18 protein-coding genes are annotated in these 21,336 nt (G+C 39.2%); 7 read left to right on the top strand and 11 right to left on the bottom strand.

The window, feature by feature from the left end:
• Window positions 1-302: 302 nt before the first annotated feature.
• Window positions 303-1,289 carry a P1 family peptidase gene (locus tag MHH64_RS08340; protein WP_095313705.1) on the bottom strand — a complete coding sequence of 329 codons (987 nt, stop codon included), beginning with the start codon at window positions 1,287-1,289 and terminating at the stop codon, window positions 303-305.
• Between the two features lie 141 nt (window positions 1,290-1,430).
• Here MHH64_RS08340 and MHH64_RS08345 point away from each other — a divergent pair, with 141 nt between their 5' ends.
• Both MHH64_RS08345 and MHH64_RS08350 read left to right on the top strand, forming a co-directional pair.
• Complete coding sequence (locus MHH64_RS08345) at window positions 1,431-1,928, top strand: TlpA disulfide reductase family protein (RefSeq protein ID WP_095313716.1); 498 nt, start codon at window positions 1,431-1,433, stop codon at window positions 1,926-1,928.
• Between the two features lie 393 nt (window positions 1,929-2,321).
• Entirely contained in the window at window positions 2,322-4,199 is a 1,878-nt protein-coding gene (locus MHH64_RS08350; protein ID WP_340003059.1) for an ABC-F family ATP-binding cassette domain-containing protein, read from the top strand.
• Between the two features lie 114 nt (window positions 4,200-4,313).
• On the opposite strand, the gene MHH64_RS08355 is transcribed toward MHH64_RS08350, so the two are convergent.
• Window positions 4,314-6,032, bottom strand: coding sequence for a DNA-binding protein (locus MHH64_RS08355; protein WP_340003060.1), 1,719 nt, complete (start codon window positions 6,030-6,032; stop codon window positions 4,314-4,316).
• 265 nt (window positions 6,033-6,297) lie between these two features.
• Here MHH64_RS08355 and MHH64_RS08360 point away from each other — a divergent pair, with 265 nt between their 5' ends.
• A complete protein-coding gene (locus MHH64_RS08360; RefSeq protein ID WP_095313698.1) occupies window positions 6,298-6,969 on the top strand; it encodes a hypothetical protein in 672 nt (223 codons plus the stop codon).
• Between the two features lie 29 nt (window positions 6,970-6,998).
• Here MHH64_RS08360 and MHH64_RS08365 read toward each other — a convergent pair whose 3' ends face one another.
• The 5 genes from MHH64_RS08365 to kynU form a co-directional block, all read right to left on the bottom strand.
• On the bottom strand, window positions 6,999-8,342 hold the full coding sequence (locus MHH64_RS08365; RefSeq protein ID WP_340003061.1) for a CoA-disulfide reductase: 1,344 nt from the start codon (window positions 8,340-8,342) through the stop codon (window positions 6,999-7,001).
• A gap of 56 nt (window positions 8,343-8,398) precedes the next feature.
• Window positions 8,399-9,742, bottom strand: a complete 1,344-nt coding sequence (locus MHH64_RS08370; protein ID WP_251661434.1) for a sodium-dependent transporter — start codon at window positions 9,740-9,742, stop codon at window positions 8,399-8,401.
• Window positions 9,743-9,824: 82 nt separating this feature from the next.
• Complete coding sequence (gene kynA / locus MHH64_RS08375) at window positions 9,825-10,670, bottom strand: tryptophan 2,3-dioxygenase (protein WP_095313694.1); 846 nt, start codon at window positions 10,668-10,670, stop codon at window positions 9,825-9,827.
• Entirely contained in the window at window positions 10,667-11,305 is a 639-nt protein-coding gene (kynB, locus tag MHH64_RS08380) for an arylformamidase (RefSeq protein ID WP_303447640.1), read from the bottom strand. Before kynB ends, kynA begins: the two co-directional genes overlap by 4 nt.
• A complete protein-coding gene (kynU, locus tag MHH64_RS08385; RefSeq protein WP_340003063.1) occupies window positions 11,302-12,573 on the bottom strand; it encodes a kynureninase in 1,272 nt (423 codons plus the stop codon). The genes kynB and kynU overlap by 4 nt, the downstream gene beginning before the upstream one ends.
• Window positions 12,574-12,775: 202 nt before the next feature.
• Between kynU and MHH64_RS08390 the strand changes: the two genes are divergently transcribed.
• The 4 genes from MHH64_RS08390 (at window position 12,776) to MHH64_RS08405 (ending at window position 16,499) form a co-directional block, all read left to right on the top strand.
• On the top strand, window positions 12,776-14,275 hold the full coding sequence (locus MHH64_RS08390) for an aldehyde dehydrogenase family protein (RefSeq protein ID WP_340003064.1): 1,500 nt from the start codon (window positions 12,776-12,778) through the stop codon (window positions 14,273-14,275).
• A 78-nt stretch (window positions 14,276-14,353) separates the two neighbouring features.
• Complete coding sequence (locus tag MHH64_RS08395; protein ID WP_340003065.1) at window positions 14,354-15,538, top strand: saccharopine dehydrogenase C-terminal domain-containing protein; 1,185 nt, start codon at window positions 14,354-14,356, stop codon at window positions 15,536-15,538.
• A 24-nt stretch (window positions 15,539-15,562) separates the two neighbouring features.
• Window positions 15,563-15,877, top strand: coding sequence for a DUF3870 domain-containing protein (locus MHH64_RS08400; RefSeq protein WP_340003066.1), 315 nt, complete (start codon window positions 15,563-15,565; stop codon window positions 15,875-15,877).
• Window positions 15,878-16,118: 241 nt separating this feature from the next.
• Window positions 16,119-16,499 carry a DUF4183 domain-containing protein gene (locus MHH64_RS08405; RefSeq protein WP_316246672.1) on the top strand — a complete coding sequence of 127 codons (381 nt, stop codon included), beginning with the start codon at window positions 16,119-16,121 and terminating at the stop codon, window positions 16,497-16,499.
• A 45-nt stretch (window positions 16,500-16,544) separates the two neighbouring features.
• Here the strand turns inward: MHH64_RS08405 and MHH64_RS08410 are convergent, their stop codons facing one another.
• The 4 genes from MHH64_RS08410 to mreBH form a co-directional block, all read right to left on the bottom strand.
• Window positions 16,545-16,928, bottom strand: coding sequence for a DUF4183 domain-containing protein (locus MHH64_RS08410; protein ID WP_095313685.1), 384 nt, complete (start codon window positions 16,926-16,928; stop codon window positions 16,545-16,547).
• A 170-nt stretch (window positions 16,929-17,098) separates the two neighbouring features.
• Window positions 17,099-18,304, bottom strand: coding sequence for an acyl-CoA dehydrogenase family protein (locus MHH64_RS08415; protein ID WP_303447635.1), 1,206 nt, complete (start codon window positions 18,302-18,304; stop codon window positions 17,099-17,101).
• 16 nt (window positions 18,305-18,320) lie between these two features.
• Complete coding sequence (locus tag MHH64_RS08420; RefSeq protein ID WP_339317277.1) at window positions 18,321-19,478, bottom strand: CoA transferase; 1,158 nt, start codon at window positions 19,476-19,478, stop codon at window positions 18,321-18,323.
• Between the two features lie 341 nt (window positions 19,479-19,819).
• Entirely contained in the window at window positions 19,820-20,827 is a 1,008-nt protein-coding gene (mreBH, locus tag MHH64_RS08425) for a rod-share determining protein MreBH (protein WP_303447633.1), read from the bottom strand.
• Window positions 20,828-21,336: the final 509 nt, after the last annotated feature.

Below are 21,336 nucleotides of genomic sequence, written 5' to 3' on the forward strand. Positions count from 1 at the left end.
TAAAAGGAAACATGCCCCTGTAAGGGGTATGCCGATGTTAGGCTTTAGCCTGATTTTAGTCGGCCATCCTTTTACTTGGAGTCGATGTTGACTTTCACCACAAGGGTATAAGTGCGACTAAGCCTCTGGCGCAGCCAATCGGCAAGTCTTCTTTATCGTACGGAGGTGAGGGAAGTCTCGCTACAGCTTTAGCGCTGGAGCTGGACGTGGCTGTTTTGGGTAACTAGTTACCCAAAGTATTCAAATTTTATAGTACGCTAAGCAATGGGAAAGGGAGTAGAGCAAAATGCTCTCCTCCCTTTCTACAATGGCGCTTTTTTGAGCATTCTACCTCTTCTTCCCACAGTAGTTTCCGCGTGTTTTAGAGAATTCATAATTGCTTCTTCTGTTGCTTCAATAACGCCTTGGAACAGCTGACCCATTGCTGGATGGTCATCTCGAATAAAGGAGATTGATCCAATAGTATGATCTGAGTTGTGTTCAAATGTTGCTGCGGTAGAAAAAGCAATGGCGATGTCGCCGCTCCCGTGGTCTATGGTACTTCCTGTTCGACCTAGTCCAACTGCAGAACGACTGGCTAGTCGTTTTAACTGTCGATCATAAAGTGGTGCATCTGTGGCAATTATAATCATAATCGAACCATCAGGAGTGTCCAGACTGGCTTTATTCCAATTGGCAAATAGTGCTTGCTCCCGTTTGCCAAAATTACTTAATACCAGACATCCGACGGTATAATTTTCCTTGCCTGCTGAAATGATACGAGAAGCGGTGCCGATTCCGCCTTTATATTCAAAGCATGCCATACCTTTTCCAGCGCCAACAGCACCTTCTTGGACAGGTTCTGTGCTCGCCTTTTTAATTGCCTGAATCGCGTGTTCTGGTTTTACTGCTTGAAGCCGAATGGAATTCAAGTAGCCATCATTACATTCGCCGACAACAAGGTTAATGGTCCCTGTACTTACACCAATGTCCTCATTCTCTTCAAGCATGTATTGTAAAGTTCCTTGCATAACAGAACCAACACTAAGGGTATTTGTTAGCATGATGGGTGACTCTAATAATCCAAGCTCATCAAGCTGTACGAGACCAGTTGTTTTTCCAAAACCATTTATTACTGCGTTTGCAGCATGTGTTTTTTTCTTGAATAAATTGCCTGAATGAGGAAGAATAGCGGTTACCCCAGTACATATCGTATCGTGATCATCGATTTTCTCATAGAGTGTGACATGTCCGACCTTCACATCGCCTACATCTGTAATACAATTGTATTTTCCCTTTTGCAGTACCATAAATTCTCTCCTTCTGTAGAACACGTTTCTTATTACACTACATATATTATATATCAAATGGGTGAAAATTATCGATAAGCATGCATGGATATTGGCTAACGAGGGAAACTAAGATGATTACTTATGGGTGGTGATAACAGGATGAAACGAATCGTTTCAGCACTACTGTTTATCGGAGTTTTCTTTTCAACTATAGGATTGGTTGCAGCAGAAGATATTGGTACTGAAGTTGGTCAGAAGGCGCCTGACTTTAAATTGATTACAAGTGATGGTGAGACTGTTCAGCTATCTGACTTTAAGGGAAAGCGCGTATTACTTAATTTCTGGGCGTCTTGGTGTCCGCCATGTCGAGAAGAGATGCCTGATTTGGAACGATTCTACCAAGACAAAGATGCTGTGGTGCTTGCGGTTAATTTAACAAACATGGAAATGAATAAAAAGACGGTAAATGAGTTTATTGAAACATATGGTCTAACCTTTCCGGTATTAATGGATGAGGAAGGGCAAGTATCCAGGTTATACAGAATAAGCCCAATCCCTACAACCTATATGATTGATACAAAAGGAATTATTGGGCAACGCGTGTATGGGCCTTTGAATTATGAACAAATGATTACTGAATACGAAAAAATGAATTGAGGAAATCGGCACTAAGCCCGATTTCCTTTCCTGTTTTATAACATAAATAATGAGGAGCTTGGTAAGGAATAGAGCAGTCTGTTTTTATAAATGGAAAATTAAGCGCCAGTACGCTAAACTATTACATAGACTAGTAAAGAAAGTCGGGGGAGATTATCATAAAACTATTACTTGGACAGCTCGTCATGATTGGAGCGATATGGATCGGAATGGCCACCTTTTTTTCAGAAATGAATGAAGGAGCTAAACTTATTTTTTATTTAGTGACATCATGGCTTTTATTTTTAATCGTTATAATTGTAAAAGCTTGGATAAAGCAGTTGATACGGAAAAGAAAATGACGATAACATGAAAACGCGAACTATAATTGAAAAGCGTGAGGAAGGTTAAACAATGCTTATTATTGAAAATTTACATAAATCTTATGGTGATAAAGTTCTTTTTAATGACATCAGCTGTACAATTACTGACAAAGAGCGAATTGGACTGATTGGTGTAAATGGAACAGGGAAATCAAGCTTTTTGAAAGTGATTGCTGGAATAGAATCACCCGAAAAAGGAAATTTGAAACATGCAAAAGATTACCGAATTGAGTATTTGGCACAGGATCCAATTCTTGATCCTAACCTAACTGTTATTGACCAGATTTATTACGGCGGGTCGACGATTATGAAGTTGATGCGGGCATATGAAGCTGCATTACTCAAGCTGCAGGAGGATGCTGAGAATAGCACCTATCAACAGGAGTTGCTAAAACTCCAGCAGAAGATGGATGAAGCGGAAGCATGGGAAGCGAACACTGCAGCTAAAACAATATTAACGAAGCTTGGGATAACAGATTTTGGCAAAAAAGTCACCGAGCTTTCGGGTGGACAACAAAAGCGTGTTGCTATCGCAAAGGCGCTTATTCAGCCAGCTGACTTACTGATACTAGATGAGCCAACCAACCATTTGGATAATGAAACGGTAGAATGGCTCGAAAAATACTTACAGTCCTATAAAGGATCTCTTCTCCTTGTGACACATGACCGTTATTTCCTAAATCGGGTAACGAATCGAATCTACGAGTTAGATAAAGGAAATTTGTATATATACGAAGGAAATTATGAAATATTTCTGGAAAAGAAAGCAGAGCGAGAAGCGCTTGAAGTTAGTAATGAGCAGAAACACCAGAATACATTACGTCGTGAATTAGAATGGCTAAAACGTGGAGCAAAAGCAAGATCAACAAAACAAAAAGCACGAATTGAACGCGCAGAAGAAATGAAAAAGGAAACATTTGATACGAAAAAAGACCATCTAGCGTTTCAAGTAGGTTCTACACGATTAGGTAAAAAGGTAATTGAGCTGAAATCCATTGGGAAGACCTATGATGGTAAAACGCTCTTGCGTGATTTCAGTTATCTCGTAATTCCAGGGGAGCGCCTCGGTATTATTGGTGCCAACGGCTCTGGAAAATCTACTTTGCTTAATATAATGGCGGATCGAGTCGAACCGGATGAAGGTGAAATTGAAATCGGTGAGACGGTAAAAATCGGCTACTATACGCAGGGTGATGAGGAACTAGATGGAAGTATGCGGATGATTGATTATATTAAAGAGGTTGCAGAAGTCATCCATACAAAGGACGGTCAAGTCATAACTGCTGAGCAAATGCTGGAACGCTTTTTATTTTCCCGTTCAGAACAATATAACTATATTCGGAAATTATCTGGCGGGGAAAAACGCAGGCTTTATTTATTGAAAGTGCTTATGACAGAGCCGAATGTACTCTTTTTGGATGAGCCGACAAATGATTTAGATACACAGACACTTAGTGTTCTGGAAGAATATTTGGATCATTTTCCTGGTGTCGTCATTACCGTATCCCATGATCGCTACTTTTTAGATCGTGTTACTGACCGTTTGCTTGTCTTTAAGGGACATGGAAGGACAGAACGCTTCCAAGGGAATTACAGTGCGTATTTAGAACAACGTCATTTCGATATAAGCATAGCGCAGAAGACTGAAAAGGCAATTGAAAAGCCGAAGAAGCAAAAGAAAAAACTTTCCTACAATGACCAGCGGGAATGGGAAAAAATTGAAGATCAAATAATGGCGTTAGAGGAAAAGGTTGAAGCATTGCAGCAGGCCATTATCGATGCCGGAAGTGACTCGGAAAAAATACAGAAATTATATGAGGACCAGCAAGAAACTGAGGCAGCACTTGAAAAGAAAATGGAACGCTGGGAGGAACTCTCCGTATTAATTGAGGAAATGGAGAATCAATAAAGTGCAACGTCATTCAGTGGGGTATTACTATCTGTTCATGCATGATAATTTCAAGTGACGTTATAAAAGTAAACAAAACAGGGTGTACCCGAAAAAATCGGGGCACCCTGTTTTCTATTGTAAGCCATCGATTTCAATAGCTTCGACAATGGCAGTACCGTTATCCAATTTATTTGCTTCTAGCTGAACATGATCCCCTTGTTGTAAAAAGACCGCTAAAGGAGCCTTAGTTGAGCTCAATGTGTAAATGGTTGTGTCATTTGTTAATAAAAATTGAATCAGTTGTCCAGTTGTTTGGGTTGTAATAACAACACGTTCAATCTCACCACTGACGCTTTCATGTCCTGCTGCTTCACCGGTAGATTCCACATTACTGGGATCCTGTGCAAGTGCAATTCGATAGGCATCTAGTGTCTGTTTTGCAGTATCACCGAAAACAACAAAATCGGAATCAGCGGCCTTAATGTAGGCATATTGTTTAAATAATCCATTCGGATCTAGTACATTGACTACCCAGGTTGGATTTCCGTCAATATTATACAAAATCGGCATGGAGCCTTTCCAGTTTTTCTCTGGGAATTCTTTATCAACGATTTCTCTTGCACCTTTACTATCCATGATTCCATTATTTTTTTCTCCATTGTAATACACTAATTCACCTGTACGAGCATTGATTAATGTGTAGCCTAAAGCAGAATCAATATTCTCTTTAGGAGAGGACATATCTGTAAAATAATGCATGTTTCCTTGTTCATCAAAAATAGGTGTTACATTACTTTCCGTTCCAGATTCGTTTGGTATTTTTACATCCCGTTTTCCAAAAATAGAGTTCAGCCAGCCATGCACGTATTTTCCGAAATACTCATTTTGATCAGAAGCCATTTCAGAACTAATCGAACCATCGATAAAATCAGGTGCATCTTCTGTTGTATAAAGGGATACATCACTTGTTACCGGGTCAACAACTGCGACATGCAGCTTTGACATGTTTGGTTTATTTGTAAGGCCAATTGGTTTATACAACGTCTGTACATACCATGGTTTCCCTTCCTCATCTACCTCGATTTGTGCGCTGCCACTTTGAATATAAGCTGGATATTCCCCATAAATCGTTCGTTGGATATTATGTTGAAAGTAGCTGGAATTCGTATACTTCATTTTACTTTCAATAAATTTCGGTTGGGCATTGATATCTGTAGCAGATATGGTAAAATATCCTTCTGTTTCTTTACCGCGGAAATATCGCCAGAAACCACTAAATTCAACTGGAGCAATGAATACGATATCGTCATTTACCATTTGTACCTGTAATTTACCTAGATCATAAAACTGGGTATTTGGAACAACACTCATTGCTTTTTGAACCTTGTTACGTGCAGATTCTGGAGATACAACAATTGGTGTAGCATCTTTATCGAGTGGCTTTGCTTCTTCCATTTCTTCTTTTTTAATGGACTCATAGCTATTATCTAAAGCAGAAATTCCAAGGATAAAAAATGTCGGAACTGCGATGACTGCTAATACAATGATTCCAGATGAAACCACATCGATTGGACGACTTGCTTTTGTAAGTGGTTTGCTCATCGTCAATCCATATAAACCAAGTGTTCCAATGAAAGCGACAATTAAGTTTGCAATCGACATATTTGGAATGGTGATGGTAGGCATGAAAATATAGACGATGATTGCTGTAATAATGAAAAGACTAATAAACGTAAATCCAGCAGCTTTGATTGTCGTTTTCCGCTGTTGCTGATTTTTAAAAATAAAGTAAACAGCAATTATGATATAGAGAATAAAAGTAAGAATCGTAGTTGTTAATATACCTGTCATGTTCACATCTCCTATGTTCGTTTCTAATTGGTAATACGAAATGGAAAGACGATTAGTTTCATAAAATAAAAATAAAAGTGAAACTGACAAAATAAAGGTTTAAAAATGGACTGCATATGGGAAAATAATCACAGAGCTATATTATCGGGTACTGTTTAAAATAAGGTCCGTAGATGACATCATGTGAAATAAGGTGGAATGAAGATTCACTTTATGATAGAAACTAGTTATAATGGAAATAATGCTTTAATTAGGAGGGAACGGAATGAAGCTTTATCAAGTGAGGAAAGGCCAGTTTGTGTTTTATCAAAACGAGCTCCATAAAGTGTATTCAGTAAAGCCGATGTTTAAACAATCTGTACACTTGTATCGTTTGAAGGATATGAAACAAATTTTAACGAAGGCAAGTGAGATTGACTATTATAGACCGAAGCATAATGATACATTTATCTTTTATGGCAAACGTTACACGATTGATCAATATGCGAAGCCAGAGCCAGGCGACTATATTTTAATCGTTAAACCTGCACCAGACTTTTTAGATCATTATTCATTGAATGAAATCGAAAAAGTGGAAAGTGTTGAGAACGGGAATGTGAATACAACACGTGATAATGGTGTGAAACATAATGAATATGTTGTCATGGTTCCAGGTCGGCAGGATGCAAGTCAAGAAATCGCTTATTATGATAAAAATCTTGTACCTGAAGAACAACAGCTAAAAGATGAATCGATTAGCTACCTTGCTGAAAATGATGATACATTAAAGCCTGCTGTTGGAGATATATATGTTGATACTCGTAGTAATACGAAAGCTATGATTGTGGCGATGACAGAGGATGAGGTTATATTCGGACATGGTTTACGCGTCCATGTTGCAGAGTTATTGGATGAAACGAGCTTTGAACTTATTTACCAATTTGAAGATAATATTTAAAAAAGTAAATCCCGGCCTTTAGCCGGGATTTACTTTTTTAGCATATCGATTGCTTTATAGCCAAGAATATTGATGGGGTCCTTTGAACTGGAATAAGGTGGTGCATATCCGAGTTCCAGCTCTGGTAGGTCATTTACAGTTAAATTTCCTTTGATAGCAGTAGCCAATACAGCCATCCGCTTATCAACACCATCATACCCGACAATATTTCCTCCAAAAATCAGCCCTGTTTCTGGATGGAAAAAAAGTTTTAACCAGAGTTTCTTGGAACCTGGATAATAGTTAGCGTGGGAAGTGGAGGCAAGGACTACATTCTCGAATTGTTTGCCTTCCTGCTGCAAGCTCTGTCGGTTATGTCCGGTTGCAGCCACTGTTAAATCAAATACCTTCAAAATAGAAGAGCCTGTATTGCCGCGATAAGGAATCTGTTCTCCATCTAAGTGTGCAGCAATAATAGCTGCTTGACGATGTGCAAGCCAAGCTAGTGCGATATGTCTTGGTGAGCCAGTTAACAAGTCTCTTGTTTCTACGACATCTCCTAACGCATAAATATCAGGATCTGTTGTTTGCATATATTCATTCACAGAAATAGCACCAGTACTACCTAACTCCAGTGCCGTATTGATAGCTAAATCGGTATTAGGCTTTATTCCAATAGCGAGAATTGTCATGTCTGCTTCCAGTTGTATCCCGCTATTTAAAAGTAATGTCTTGCCATCATTTTTAAACCCCTTCAAGCCATCATTCAAAATGACCTCAATTCCTTTATCCTTCAAATGTTCTTCAACTATTGCCGCCATATCATCATCAATGATTTTGCTTACTTGTGAAGAGCGATCGATGATGGTGCAATTCAACCCAAGGGCATGCAAGTTTTCGATCATCTCTAATCCGATAAACCCAGCACCAACTACAGCAACTGACCTCGGTGTATTTTGTTGGATGAATGCATGAACAGCATCCATATCCTCAATCGTTTTCGCTGTAAAGGTTCGATTATTATTGATACCCTCTATGTCTGGAACAATTGCAGATGCACCAGGAGAAAGGATCAGTTTGTCGAAGGTTTCCTCCTGCACTTGTTTACCTTTCCGATAGTGCACGGTTTTATCTGAGCGTGAAATCGAAATAACTTCTGTATTCGTATGCACGGATACATTGTATTTTTTCGTGAATTTCTCAGGAGGATACAGGAGATCCTTTCTATTTTGAACCACATCGCCAAGATAATAGGGGATACCGCAATTTGCGTAAGAAATATAACCCCCTTTATCAAAGATGATGATTTCGGAATTTTTATCGTTTCTGCGGATTTGGGCGGCAACCGTAGCGCCGCCACCAACACCGCCAACAATTACAATTTTACGTGGCATGTATGTCACTCCTCCAGCGGAATCTTTCCTTTTCTCCTTGTGTAAAAATCTTCGTACTATAAAATTCCGACAGAACTTAAGAAAACGATGATGATTGTAGCGGGAACTAACCAACGCATGATCTGGAACCATACGTGGAACAATCCATCAGGTAACTGGTTTCCATAAGAAAATTCCTGCTTTAATAATGATTTATCCAGTTTAAATCCGATAAACAATGAAATAAATAGGCAGCCACCAGGAAGCATGATATTACTCACAAGGAAATCACTTGCATCGAATACAGTTAAACCGAATATAGTGAAATCCGTAAGCACGTTGGTAGAGAGTGCAGATGGAATGCCTGCGAGAAATACGAGTAAACCGGCAATGAATGCAACTTTCTTTCTTGAGCGCTGTTTATTTTCTGTGAAAGCTGCTGTAATAATTTCCAGCATACTGAAGGATGATGTCAACACCGCGAATAAAAACAGCAATAAAAATAAGCTTAAAAACAATTCACCGAACGGCATTTGTGCAAATACCTCAGGCAGCACGATAAACAATAATCCAGGTCCTTCTGCAGGCTCCAAACCAAAGGCAAATACAACAGGAAAGATAGCTAAACCTGCAAGCAAGGAAACAAATATATTCATAATACTTACCGATCCAGCTGATGACGGTAAACTGACATCTTTTTTCAAGTAAGAGCTGTATGTCACCATCACCGAGATTCCTACTGCTAATGAAAAGAATGCTTGACCGAGTGCATATAAGACATTTTCAGCACTTAGTTTGGAAAAGTCTGGCTGCAGGAAGAAGCGGATACCTTCCATTGCTCCTTCGAATGTAACGGAACGGATGACAAGTATAATAAAGAAAATAAAAAGTAATGGCATTAACACCTTATTTGTTTTTTCGATCCCATTTGTAATTCCGAGGGATACAACAATAATATTTATTAATACAAATAATCCAAGACCGACAATTGTCAAGGTTGGACTGCCAGTTATATTTGCAAATAGTTCGGGATAATTTGCGTTTTCTTTTATAATTTGTCCAGGCAGTGACATGAAACTATATAGAAGGACCCAGCCGCCTACAACACTGTAAAATGCCATCAGGATGAATGCACCAACAACGCCCCATTGTCCAATGAATGACCAAGGAGTTTTTGGTGCTAATGTTTTGTAAGCTGTGACTGCTTCCTTTTGTGAACTTCTTCCAATAATAAATTCCCCAACTAAGAGAGGAAGACCTAGAATGATGGTAAAGCCAATAAATAATAGGAAAAAGGCACCTCCACCATTCATTCCTGTCATATATGGGAATTTCCAAATTGCTCCAAGACCGACTGCCGCTCCAGCAGATGATAGGATAAAGCCGAGCTTTGTCGACCATTGTTCTTTGTTTTTGTTCATGCTGTAATTCCTTTCATGTTTGAAAAAGTTATCTTATTAGTATAGCATAATCAATTCATTTTTGAAGGAAGTTCTATCGTTGTTAAAGCTTTGTTCGAATTTCCCAAAGTTCAGGAAAAAAGTAATGCTCTAGTACTTTTTTTAGATAGCTGACACCAGATGATCCTCCAGTACCTGTCTTGTGACCAATAATGCGTTCAACTGTTTTCATATGTCTGAAACGCCATTGCTGGAACCAATCTTCAATATCGACGAGCTTTTCAGCCAATTGATAAAGGTCCCAATAGCGATCGACGTTTTGATAGACCTGTAGCCATGCCTGCTCAACACTAGCATTTTGTTGATATGTTTTCGAAATATCTCTATCTAAAACTCCTTTATCAATTGGCAGACCTGCCTTGTCTAAAGATTGAATGGCAACATCATATAGACCAGGTGCATGATACGCATCCATTAGAATTTGATGAAGTTCTTTGTCTTTTTGATATATTTTTAAAATAAATGGTGTTTTATAGCCTAGGACAAATTCGACAAGCCGATATTGATAGGATTGAAACCCGGAAGCATTTCCTAGTTTATCCCTAAATTGCATGTACTCTGCAGGTGTTAATGTTGAAAGCACATCCCATGCTTGAATGATTTGGGATTGGATTTTGCTGACACGTGCAAGCATTTTATAGGACGCTTGCAGTTCGTTTGCTTGAATCTTTTTGATTGCTGCCTGCATTTCATGAATAATTAGCTTTAGCCATAACTCGCTTACCTGGTGGATAATTATAAATAGCATTTCATCATGGTGACTGGATAATCGTTTTTGGCTTGATAATAAAGGATCGAGCTGAAGGTAATCTCCATATGTCATTTTCTCCATAAAATCCGTATGAATTCCTTTTTCCGACTGAAATGTTTTGTTGGAAGAATCCGTCATGATTCATTCTCCTCAAGTGGACGTAATACGGCGCGGACTGGACTGCCATCCGCACCATGGATAGCTAACGGCAAAGCGATTAAATCATAGGATCCTGGAATGACATGTTTTAGCATTATATTTTCCAGAATGTGAATTCCATGCCGATGGAGGGCGTGATGTGTGGTGAGTTCTTTGCTGTCCGGTGCATCGACAGAGGGGATATCAACGCCAAGTAATTGTATACCCTTTTCACTTAAAAACTGGGCAATCTCTGGATCCAGATAAGGAAATTCTCTTGGGAACCGTTTTGGATTGTTCGGTAGTGATGTTCTCAGCAGCAGTCTTGTTGCATAATCAAATTGGTAATTTTCTAGTACTGCCGCTGTAATATTATCGGTATGACTGACATCAATAACGATTGCTTTTCCAATGTAAAGATCAAGATCGAGCTGATCTACCGTTTTACCATTAGAATTAAAATGAAAGGGTGCATCAATATGTGTCCCAATGTGCAGACTTGTTGTGATTTCTCCAATATTGGCAGAGCCGGTCTGCTCCTTCGTGGCTGACAGTTTGTAGTTGAATGGTGTATCTCCTGGCCAATGTGCGATATCATTCGTTAAGGCTTGAGAAATATCAATCCATTTACTCATGCGATTACACCTCGTTTATTTTCGTAGATTTTATAGCTTTCTTTCTCCATAATGGTTTTCAGAATATGAACCATTTGCCATACCTCTTCAAATGTATTGTATAAGGCGACAGGGGCTATCCGTATTCCATTTGGGTTGCGAAAGTCAGGAATGATGCCGTTTGCTTTTAAAGCTCTGCAAATCCGTGCAGCTTCGGGATGCAACAGTAAAACGTGTCCACCTCGTTCATCATCTTGCTTCGGATTGGCAATGGTAAAGGAATATGCAGCTAATTCGCTTTCAATCAAGTCCATCAAGTACGCTGTTAATTGTAATGATTTTTTGCGGATATTTTCAATGCCGGCTTCCTCAAACATTTGCAGTGCCCCGAGTAATGGCGCCATACTTAATACATGTGGTGTTCCAATTTGGTAGGAACCTGCATGATTTGCTGGGGTCAGATTATGCTCCATATCAAATTGCTTTTCTTTGGAAGAACTAAACCATCCAGCAAGTCCAGGTGTTTTGCCGAAATGCTTTTGATTAACATACAGCCCCCCAACACTTCCAGGACCTCCATTTAAATGCTTATACGTACACCAGAAAGCAAAGTCCACATCCCACTCTGATAGACTGTGAGGGATGGCACCAATCGAATGGCATAAATCAAAGCCAATAAGGATTCCTCGCTTATGAGCTTCTTTTGTTAACCTTTGCATGTCTAGAATTTGTCCGCTGCGATATAGGACACCTGGCAGGACAATTAATGCGATTTCCTCTGTCATGTAGTCGATGATGTCTTCTGATTTCAACGTATTCTCATCAGCACTCGGTACTTGAATAAGATGTGTGTGGGCATCATATCCTTTTTGTGCTAATTGGCTTTTTAATGCATAAATATCAGAAGGGAAATTCAATACATCAGCAAGAATCTTCGTTTTTGCGCCTTTTGGGTGATAGAAACTCGCTGTCAGTTGATGGAGGTTGGTTGTTGTTGAACCAGTAATAATTACTTCCTCTGGTTTTGCACCAACAAGATTGGTGGACATTTTCCCAAGCTTTTCAGCTAAATAAAACCAAGGATGATGACCAAGTGTCCAACCATCGATTGCATGGTTTTTCCAATCATTCATAACTTCAGTTACAAATTGTTCCGCGCGTTTGGATAATAATCCGAGTGAGTTACCATCAAAATAAATCGTATTGTTAGGTGTGTAGAACTCGGTTCGAAAATGTTGTAAAGTATCCTCTTGATCCAGTTGCTGTGCATATTGACGTGTACGCATCATAAATATAGCACCTCTTTTGTATTAAATTGATATATGTTCAATCTAACATAAGGAATAAAAAAATATCCAATAAATTTAGTATATTAATAACAATTGTACAATTAACATATACTCATTTATACTAAAGATAGAAAATAAATATATATAGAAATAGGGTAAAAGCACGTCATTTACTGCACTATTTTATTCGGGAGGGATAATTTTGACAACGCTATCATTGGAAGTTGAAAAGCTTAATAATTTTATTAATGGAGAATGGGTGAATGTAAGTAAAACCCAAGCAGTAATAAATCCGGCAACTGGGGAAGAAATTGTGCAAGTGCCTTTATCTACGGAAGAAGCGGTAAACGAAGCGGTAGCTGCTGCAAAAGCCGCACAAAAGGAATGGGCGCTTGTTCCTGCACCACAACGTGCAGAAGTGCTATACCGTGTTGGTTACATTATGAAAGAACGTAAAGAAAGACTGTCTCAGCTGCTGACTATGGAAAACGGGAAAGTAATTGAAGAAGCTCGCGGTGAGGTGCAAGAGGGTATTGATATGGCGTTTTACATGGCAGGGGAAGGTCGTCGTTTATTTGGTCAGACAACACCTGCTGAGTTGAAGGATAAATTTGCAATGAGTCAACGTGCTCCCGTTGGAGTTGTAGGTATTATCACACCGTGGAATTTTCCGATTGCAATTGCAACATGGAAGTCTTTTCCTGCAATTGTCGCCGGAAATGCAGTTGTTTGGAAACCGGCTACGGAAACACCAATCATGGCATATGAGCTTGCCAAAATTTTTGAGGAAGCTGGCCTGCCTAAAGGGGTTGTCAATGTTGTATTTGGTGCAGGATCTGTCGTTGGAGATGCGATGGTCCATCATGAGGCTATTCGTGTTATTTCCTTTACGGGTTCCAATGATACAGGTCGAAATATTGCAAGTGAATGTGGAAAGCAATTAAAAAAGGTTTCCTTAGAAATGGGTGGGAAGAATGCTGTAATCGTAATGGATGATGCTGATTTAGATCTTGCAGTCGAAGGAATTCTTTGGAGTGCCTTCGGAACGAGTGGTCAGCGATGTACAGCATGCAGTCGGGTTATTGTACATGAAAAAGTAAAACGTACATTGGAAGAGAGACTGCTTGCTGCTATGGATAAGCTGACTATAGGCAATGGACTTGATGAATCAATTAAAGTAGGACCGATCATTAACCAGTCAGGCGTTGTTAAAATTAAGCAATATATTGAAATCGGCAGGGAAGAGGGGGCCAAACTGCTTGCGGGAGGCTACGAGCTGACGGAAGATGCACATGAAAATGGCTATTACTTTGCGCCGACCCTGTTCACCAATGCTACGGCAGATATGCGAATTGCTCAAGAAGAAATTTTCGGCCCGGTTGTTTCGATTATCCCCGTTTCCAGCTTTGAAGAAGCAATTGAGGTAAATAATGGTGTGACGTACGGACTGTCCAGCTCGATTTTTACAAACGATGTGAATCGGGTTTTTAAAGCGCAGCGAGATCTCGATACAGGAATTGTCTATGTGAATGCTGGAACCACAGGAGCAGAAATTCACTTGCCGTTTGGAGGAACAAAAGGAACAGGGAATGGTCACCGAGATTCAGGCATTCAAGCATTGGATGTTTTTACAGAATGGAAGGCAATTTACGTGGATTACAGTGGGAAATTACAACGCGCACAAATTGATGTAGAATCATAAGCTATTTATGATGAAGGCTTTTTGAATAGTTATATAGATAGAGGTTGCTTTTACCAGTCTAAGCAGGGAGTGAATCGAATGAAAATAGGTGTATTAGGTTCAGGCTTGATGGGAAAAGAAGCAGTACGTGATTTGGTATCGAGTCCAGGTGTAACACATGTCGGGCTTGCAGATATTGATATCGAGCGGGCGCGGCTCGTAAGTAAGCAGCTGGATACTAAGAAATTAAAAGCATATCAAGTAAATGCGGGTAATAGAGAGGAGCTTGCAGCGTTTATTCGGAAGTTTGATGTGGTTATAAACGCACTATTTTATTCGTTTAATGAAATCGTTGCTAAAACTGCAATTGAGGTAGGGGTCAGCGCAGTAGATTTAGGCGGACATATTGGGCATATGACAGATAAAGTGCTGGGGCTTTCAGATGACGCGAAAACTGCTCAAGTTACACTCATTCCAGATCTTGGTGTAGCTCCTGGGATGATCAATATTTTATCAGGCTATGGTGCAAGCAAGCTTGATCAAGTAAAGTCGATTAAATTATATGTTGGTGGAATTCCTGTAAAGCCAGATCCTCCAATTGAATATAATCATGTATTCTCAATGGAAGGGGTTTTCGATCATTATACAGATCCTTCCCTCATTATTCGTAATGGTATCAAGCAGGAAATCCCTTCATTAACAGAAGTAGAGCAAATTTATTTTGAGCGGTTTGGCCCGTTGGAAGCTTTTCATACATCTGGCGGCACATCAACACTTTCGCTATCTTTTCCGGATATTGAGACACTTGAATACAAAACAATTCGTTATCCCGGTCATGCGGAGAAATTTAAACTGCTTGTTGATTTAAATTTAACGAAGCTAGATTATGAGGTCGAAGTAAATGGTCAGATGATTCGACCGCGCGATGTTTTTCTGAAAGTACTTGATCCCATCGTTGAATTAGGTGAGAAGGAAGATGCAGTCTTATTAAGGGTAATTGTTTCTGGTGAAAAGAATGGGACGGAAGCAACCTATGCATATGAGATGACGACGTATAAGGATCGAAAAACACATGTAACAGCGATGGCTCGAGCGACTGCGAATACAATATCAGTTGTTGCACAGATGATTGGTGATGGAACTATTGCGAAAAAAGGCGTATATCCGCCAGAACAGATTGTCCCTGGCCATACCTATATCGAAGCGATGAAGAAACGCGGTGTAAATATTACAGAAACAGAGTCAATCTTAGAAGCGAATTCAGTAAAGGTAAAGTCAGTGTAATAAGATGAAGGGATTGGACCAATCGTGAATACCATCTTTGTTGCAGGTCACGCAAGGCTGCCCGCAGGAATGGCAGCTAAAAGTATTTATGACACATTAACTATTACAGCAGAAATTGATAAAAAATATGGTGTTATCGTAGCTGCAAATTGTACTTTAGCCACGGAGCATGGGAGAGAATTTGTTCAACAATTGCTAAGAGGCTACAGCTTGCAGGATGGGATGGAAAAGCCAATTGAAATGGTAAAACAGCATTACTTAGGGAAAGCAGGCAATGCCCTTTCGTCCGCCTTAAATGATTTGTATAAACAATATGTGAATTATATAGAGACAAAATAAGAAGAGGAGATGGTACTGACTGTGTACCATCTTCTTTTATTTAGAATTTATTGAAACTTGATTTTTCCGCTTCTATACAAGTTGCTTATTTATTGGACTGTAATTAGGTGGCTTTTTTTGAACGCTTCTTTTAGTTGAAACATAGGATGTAGAAATAATATTTCTGTTTCTGTTCTACTAACATTCAGTGGGCGGAAGGGAACTCTAACTGAATGAAGTTTTACTTTATAAAAAGAGGTAGGTGGCCAAAATAAAACATAATAAAAAGCATATTGTCTCTACTCGTCGTGTATATGATATGGTCAATACAACTTCCGAATTTCGTATTAAAATTCCTATAAAACCTGCTAGGAAAATCAATAAAGTTGATACTTACCAGTATAATGCATTGTCTGATGGGAAAAGTCTTCTATATACGAATAAAGATGAATTAAAACAATACGGTAATCGCGGGATATTAGATCCAATGAAGGTCTCCTATGTAAATCTCTTTATTAATGGTGTATTACAACCTCCAGTTACCTATGAGATTAAGGAAGGTATATTGCAATTAAAAACAAGTGATGTACCTCCAGAAGGAGCTCCAATTAATTTGCAATTCATTACTATTCACCAATCGTAATCGATTAATTAAGGGGTGGCATAGACCACCCTATTTCAAATGAAGTTATGTTGTAATATCTGTAGTAGAAGTCGTATCGAAGTTGGCTATTTCTAATACGATTGGTGTTTCTGCTACTATGGAGTCTGTACCAGTGGGTACCACAATACTAAGTGATCCTACACCAGTTGCACCAGGCGTATAAGTTGAAATATCCTGCATTTGTAATACACCATTTATATATAGGTTATAGTAACTGTTATTCGCTATTAACTCGGGGAGTTCAACGACTTCAGCACCTAAATCATCAAAGAAATCAGCTGCATCAATTGTTAAAGTGCCTTCTGGTGCAGTATCAGCTACCGTTACATAGAAAAACTTATCAACCGTTGGCGTAACCTCCGTTTCCGTTGTTGCAGAAACAAATAATTTCATAAGCTGTAATGCCATTAGTGTCTCTCCTTCCTATCAATAAATTGTTTCATCATAGTATATGAATAAGAAATCATTCTGCATAGATACGTTCATCATTTCTATGTTGAATGATGTATTTGTACACGTTTTAGAAATAGATAAAAACCCTAGCATTTAATATGCTAGGGGAAATAGATTATTGTTTTTTAAACGCGCTCCTTCTCTCCATCCCAGGCAGGAAGCATTTTATTCAACTGCTTATCTTCCCGATACCCTAATACATATTCTGCCTGCATAATCGTGTGAATTTCTCGAGTTCCCTCATAAATAACCGGTGCTTTCGAATTCCGTAAATAGCGTTCTACTGGATATTCATCGGAATAGCCATAAGCACCGTGGATTTGCACGGCATCATCTGCTGCTTGATTAGCGAAGTCACAGGCCTGCCATTTGGCAAGAGAAGTTTCTCTGGTATTGCGTTTTCCACGGTTTTTAAGCTCACCTGCACGATAAACAAGCAAACGGCTCATTTGATAGCCTGCTTCCATCTTCGCAATCATTTGCTGCACGAGCTGATGTTTTCCAATCTCTTTGCCGAATGTTTCTCGTTCATGGCAGTATTTAACGGAAGCTTCCAGACAAGCCATAATTTGTCCAACAGCACCTGCAGCAACTGTGAAGCGCCCATTATCTAATGCTGACATGGCAATTTTAAATCCTTCTCCTTCTTCGCCCAGCAGATTTTCTTTCGGTACTTTAATATTTTCAAAAAATATTTCACCTGTGTTACCGGATCGGATGCCGTGCTTGCCTTTGATTGCCTTCGATGAGAAACCTTCCCAAGAACGTTCAACAATGAAAGCAGAAATAGCTTTATGCTTTTCGGAACGATCTGCAGTATAAGCAAAAACAATAAAATGATCGGCAATATCACATAGTGAGATCCATGTTTTCTGACCGTTTAAAATATAGTGGTCACCATCTTGTACAGCTGTCGTTTGTAAAGCTGCAACATCCGAACCAGCGCCAGGTTCGGTGAGACCAAATGCACCAATTTTTTCACCTTTTGCCTGTGGTGTAAGGTATTTTTGCTTTTGCTCTTCTGTTCCCCATTGAAGTAATGTCATGCTATTTAACCCCGTATGCACGGAAACAGCTGTACGAAAGGCGGTATCGCCTCGCTCCAGTTCCTCACAAACAATAGCTAATGCGTTATAATCCATTCCACTGCCACCATATGCTTCAGGGATACAGACGCCCATTAGTCCAAGCTCTGCAAGTCTCGTTAGTATGCTTAAGTCAAACTTTCCTTCCCGGTCCCACCCGTCAATGTATGGCATAATTTCTTTGTCTGTAAAGCTTCTTACCGTTTCACGCAGCATCTTCTGTTCATCATTAAATTCAAAATTCATTAGCTCATCTCCTTTTTTACTTATTTTTTACTTCTTTATCGTCTATACGAAATTCCTGATTATGTTCACCAGCATCAGGAGGATGCAGATTGTAAGCGACAGGTGTTCGTGAAAGTTTTAATGGACTTCCAATCATTGTGATAGGACCTGCTGTAGGGTGTTCGTAATCAACGAACATTTCTCGCTCATGCAGTTGTGGGTCATTGCTTACATCTTGTAAATCTTGAATTGGTCCACATGGAATGTTATTTGTATGACATTGTTCTAACCAATATGCCGTCGGCTTTGTTGCAAAAATTTTTTGTAAACGTGAAACAAGCAAATCTCTATGTTTTACCCGGTCTGCATTCTTCTCAAATCTCCGATCGTTACTGAGATGAGGGACATTTAATAGGCTACAGAGCTTTTTAAATTGATTGTCGTTACCAACGGCAACTACCATTTCTCCATCCGCTGTGATGAAGGTCTGGTATGGCACGATATTGGCATGATGATTACCGAGAGCCGAGGGTATTTTCCCGGAAATCAAGTAATTACTTCCGATATTGACCAAGGCGCTGACAGCTGAATCATATAATGAAAGGTCGATTTTCTGACCTTTACCTGAATTGGTTCGCTCAAGCAATGCAGCTTGAATTCCAATACAGGCGTATAGTCCGGTTAAGATATCGGTAATAGCAACTCCCATTTTCTGTGGACCGGATGCTTCTGTGCCCGTAATGCTCATTAATCCACTCATTGCTTGGATAATGAAGTCATAACCTGGTAAATGTTTGTATGGGCCGGTCTCCCCAAAACCGGTAATAGAGCAGTAAACGATGGAAGGATTCAATTGTGCGACGGTTTCATAATCGAGTCCGAAGCGCTCCATCGTCCCGGCTTTAAAATTGTTCATGATTACATCTGATTCGGCTATTATTTTTTTTATCTGATCAATTCCTTCTTTTGTTTTCAAATCCACGGTAATGCTCTTTTTATTACGATTAGCACATAGGTAGTAAGCGCTGACGCTGTTTTGAAAAGGGGGGCCCCATCCGCGTGTTTCGTCACTTCCACCGGGTGCCTCGACTTTGATTACTTCTGCACCAAGATCGCCGAGAATCATTGAGCAATAAGGACCTGCAAGCACCCTTGATAGATCGAGAATTTTAATGTTGTTTAATGCACCAGTCATGTAGTTCCTCCTTTCTCATGTTATAAAAAAAGCCAGCCCAAACAAATGCAGGATTGCTGCAATTTTGTTCGAACTGGCTTTTGTTTGTTGGAACATACCTGATTATAGGAATGTGAACAAATTAGGCAGTTATGGAAATTCAATTTAATGTACTGTGTAGAATAACGTGGCATACGTTTTTCACAGTATTATTAATAAGTATACTTTATTCTGAAAAATATGTAAATAGATATTGGCTGTTGACTAAAAAATAGTATAAAAAGCTAACCTCAAAGATATTCTCTTTGAAGCCAGCTTTTATTCATGAAGCGCTATAAACATAGCAAGTCTGCTTTTGTTTCTTATTTCGCTGCTTTTTGTAGTTTTGTAATCATCTTTATAGCACGTCCAGTACCGATGGCTACCGATTCAAGCGGGTTTGGAGCCATATGAACTGGTACACTAATTTCATTAGCAAGCCATTCCTGCATTCCATTTAAAAGGGAGCCTCCACCTGTTAAGACAATGCCATGGTCAACAATATCTCCACTTAACTCTGGAGGGCAATCCTCTAATGTAGCGCGAATTGCTTCTAGTATTTGCTCTAGAGATTCTTTAATCGCATTATAAATTTCAGTAGACGTTATTTCAATCGTTTTAGGCAAACCAGTTACCATATCACGACCGCGAATATCCATCGTGACTTCCTTATGATTCGGGTGTGCATAACCGATTTCCATTTTAATATTTTCTGCAGTGCGTTCACCAATTAAAATATTATACGTTTTGCGGATATGCTGTACGATTTCATCATCCATTTTGTCTCCGGCAGTGCGTACTGAATTACAAGAGACAACTCCTCCGAAGGAAATAATACCTACCTCAGAAGTTCCTCCACCAATATCAACGACTACATTGGCAATTGGTTCATCAACGGGTAAATCTGCACCAATTGCAGCTGCAACAGGCTCTTCAATTAAATGCACATGCTTTGCACCATAGCTTGTTACCGCATTATGAATTGCACGTCTTTCAACTGTCGTACTACCTGAAGGAGTACAAACGACAACAGTTGGTTTGCGCATAGACATCCCAAGCGTTTTACTTACTTTTTTCAATAGTTCCCTTAGCATTTGGGCAGTAACATCATAGTCCGCAATCACACCATCCCGTAAAGGGCGGATAGGTACAATGTTTTTCGGTGTTTTACCGACCATTTCTTTTGCTTCCGCACCAACTGCTACAACTTTTTTTGTTTCAATATCGATTGCCACAACAGATGGCTCGTTTAAAACGATTCCTTTTGTTTTTGAATAGACAAGTATATTTGCTGTTCCAAGATCAATTCCGATTTCCGCGTTTGAAAACATAATAGGTTCCTCCAATGATGACAATTTATTGTATCGTAGATTAAGGGGCAGTATTCCCGTTGTTTATAAGTTCAAATTTATATGATAGGGGTTCTGCCCCTAAAAGCTGTTTCGTTCTATCAGAATCATTCTGATAGAAGTATCGCATTTGTTTTTAATTGAGAAGTTTTAATAGTTATGTACATATAACAGCATAAACTTCCGATGCTAGTGTAAAGTGCTTATTGAAGTATATATAAATAGGAAATGACTATTTCAAATTATATACCCGAATTTAGTTTAAATATTGCATCCATAATTTAATCGTAAAATGCATTTGTTAAATTAAATAGAGATAAAGTTTTCACTATCCTATCTACTATAATAAAGAACGTTACTCTTAAAATTAAAACATTTAGTGGGGGAAATGCAAGTGACAGTTTGTTTACAAATCATTGCAACCTGTAATATAAACCCTTTATTTAAAAGGTGTCAACCGTAAAATTGTACTAATTTTTTCCTGTATGTTG

It is taken from the genome of Oceanobacillus sp. FSL K6-0127 (assembly GCF_037983385.1).
Taxonomy (GTDB): domain Bacteria; phylum Bacillota; class Bacilli; order Bacillales; family Amphibacillaceae; genus Oceanobacillus; species Oceanobacillus profundus.

Coding starts and splice junctions, on each gene's coding strand:
- MHH64_RS08360 (WP_095313698.1), top strand. CDS start 6,298: ATGAAGCTTTATCAAGTGAGGAAAGGCCAGTTTGTGTTTTATCAAAAC.
- MHH64_RS08395 (WP_340003065.1), top strand. CDS start 14,354: ATGAAAATAGGTGTATTAGGTTCAGGCTTGATGGGAAAAGAAGCAGTA.
- MHH64_RS08350 (WP_340003059.1), top strand. CDS start 2,322: ATGCTTATTATTGAAAATTTACATAAATCTTATGGTGATAAAGTTCTT.
- MHH64_RS08340 (WP_095313705.1), bottom strand. CDS start 1,289: ATGGTACTGCAAAAGGGAAAATACAATTGTATTACAGATGTAGGCGAT.
- kynB (WP_303447640.1), bottom strand. CDS start 11,305: ATGAGTAAATGGATTGATATTTCTCAAGCCTTAACGAATGATATCGCA.
- MHH64_RS08415 (WP_303447635.1), bottom strand. CDS start 18,304: ATGAATTTTGAATTTAATGATGAACAGAAGATGCTGCGTGAAACGGTA.
- MHH64_RS08410 (WP_095313685.1), bottom strand. CDS start 16,928: ATGGCATTACAGCTTATGAAATTATTTGTTTCTGCAACAACGGAAACG.
- MHH64_RS08345 (WP_095313716.1), top strand. CDS start 1,431: ATGAAACGAATCGTTTCAGCACTACTGTTTATCGGAGTTTTCTTTTCA.
- kynU (WP_340003063.1), bottom strand. CDS start 12,573: ATGATGCGTACACGTCAATATGCACAGCAACTGGATCAAGAGGATACT.
- MHH64_RS08355 (WP_340003060.1), bottom strand. CDS start 6,032: ATGACAGGTATATTAACAACTACGATTCTTACTTTTATTCTCTATATC.
- kynA (WP_095313694.1), bottom strand. CDS start 10,670: ATGACGGATTCTTCCAACAAAACATTTCAGTCGGAAAAAGGAATTCAT.
- MHH64_RS08370 (WP_251661434.1), bottom strand. CDS start 9,742: ATGAACAAAAACAAAGAACAATGGTCGACAAAGCTCGGCTTTATCCTA.
- MHH64_RS08365 (WP_340003061.1), bottom strand. CDS start 8,342: ATGCCACGTAAAATTGTAATTGTTGGCGGTGTTGGTGGCGGCGCTACG.
- MHH64_RS08420 (WP_339317277.1), bottom strand. CDS start 19,478: ATGACTGGTGCATTAAACAACATTAAAATTCTCGATCTATCAAGGGTG.
- mreBH (WP_303447633.1), bottom strand. CDS start 20,827: ATGTTTTCAAACGCGGAAATCGGAATTGATCTTGGAACAGCAAATATA.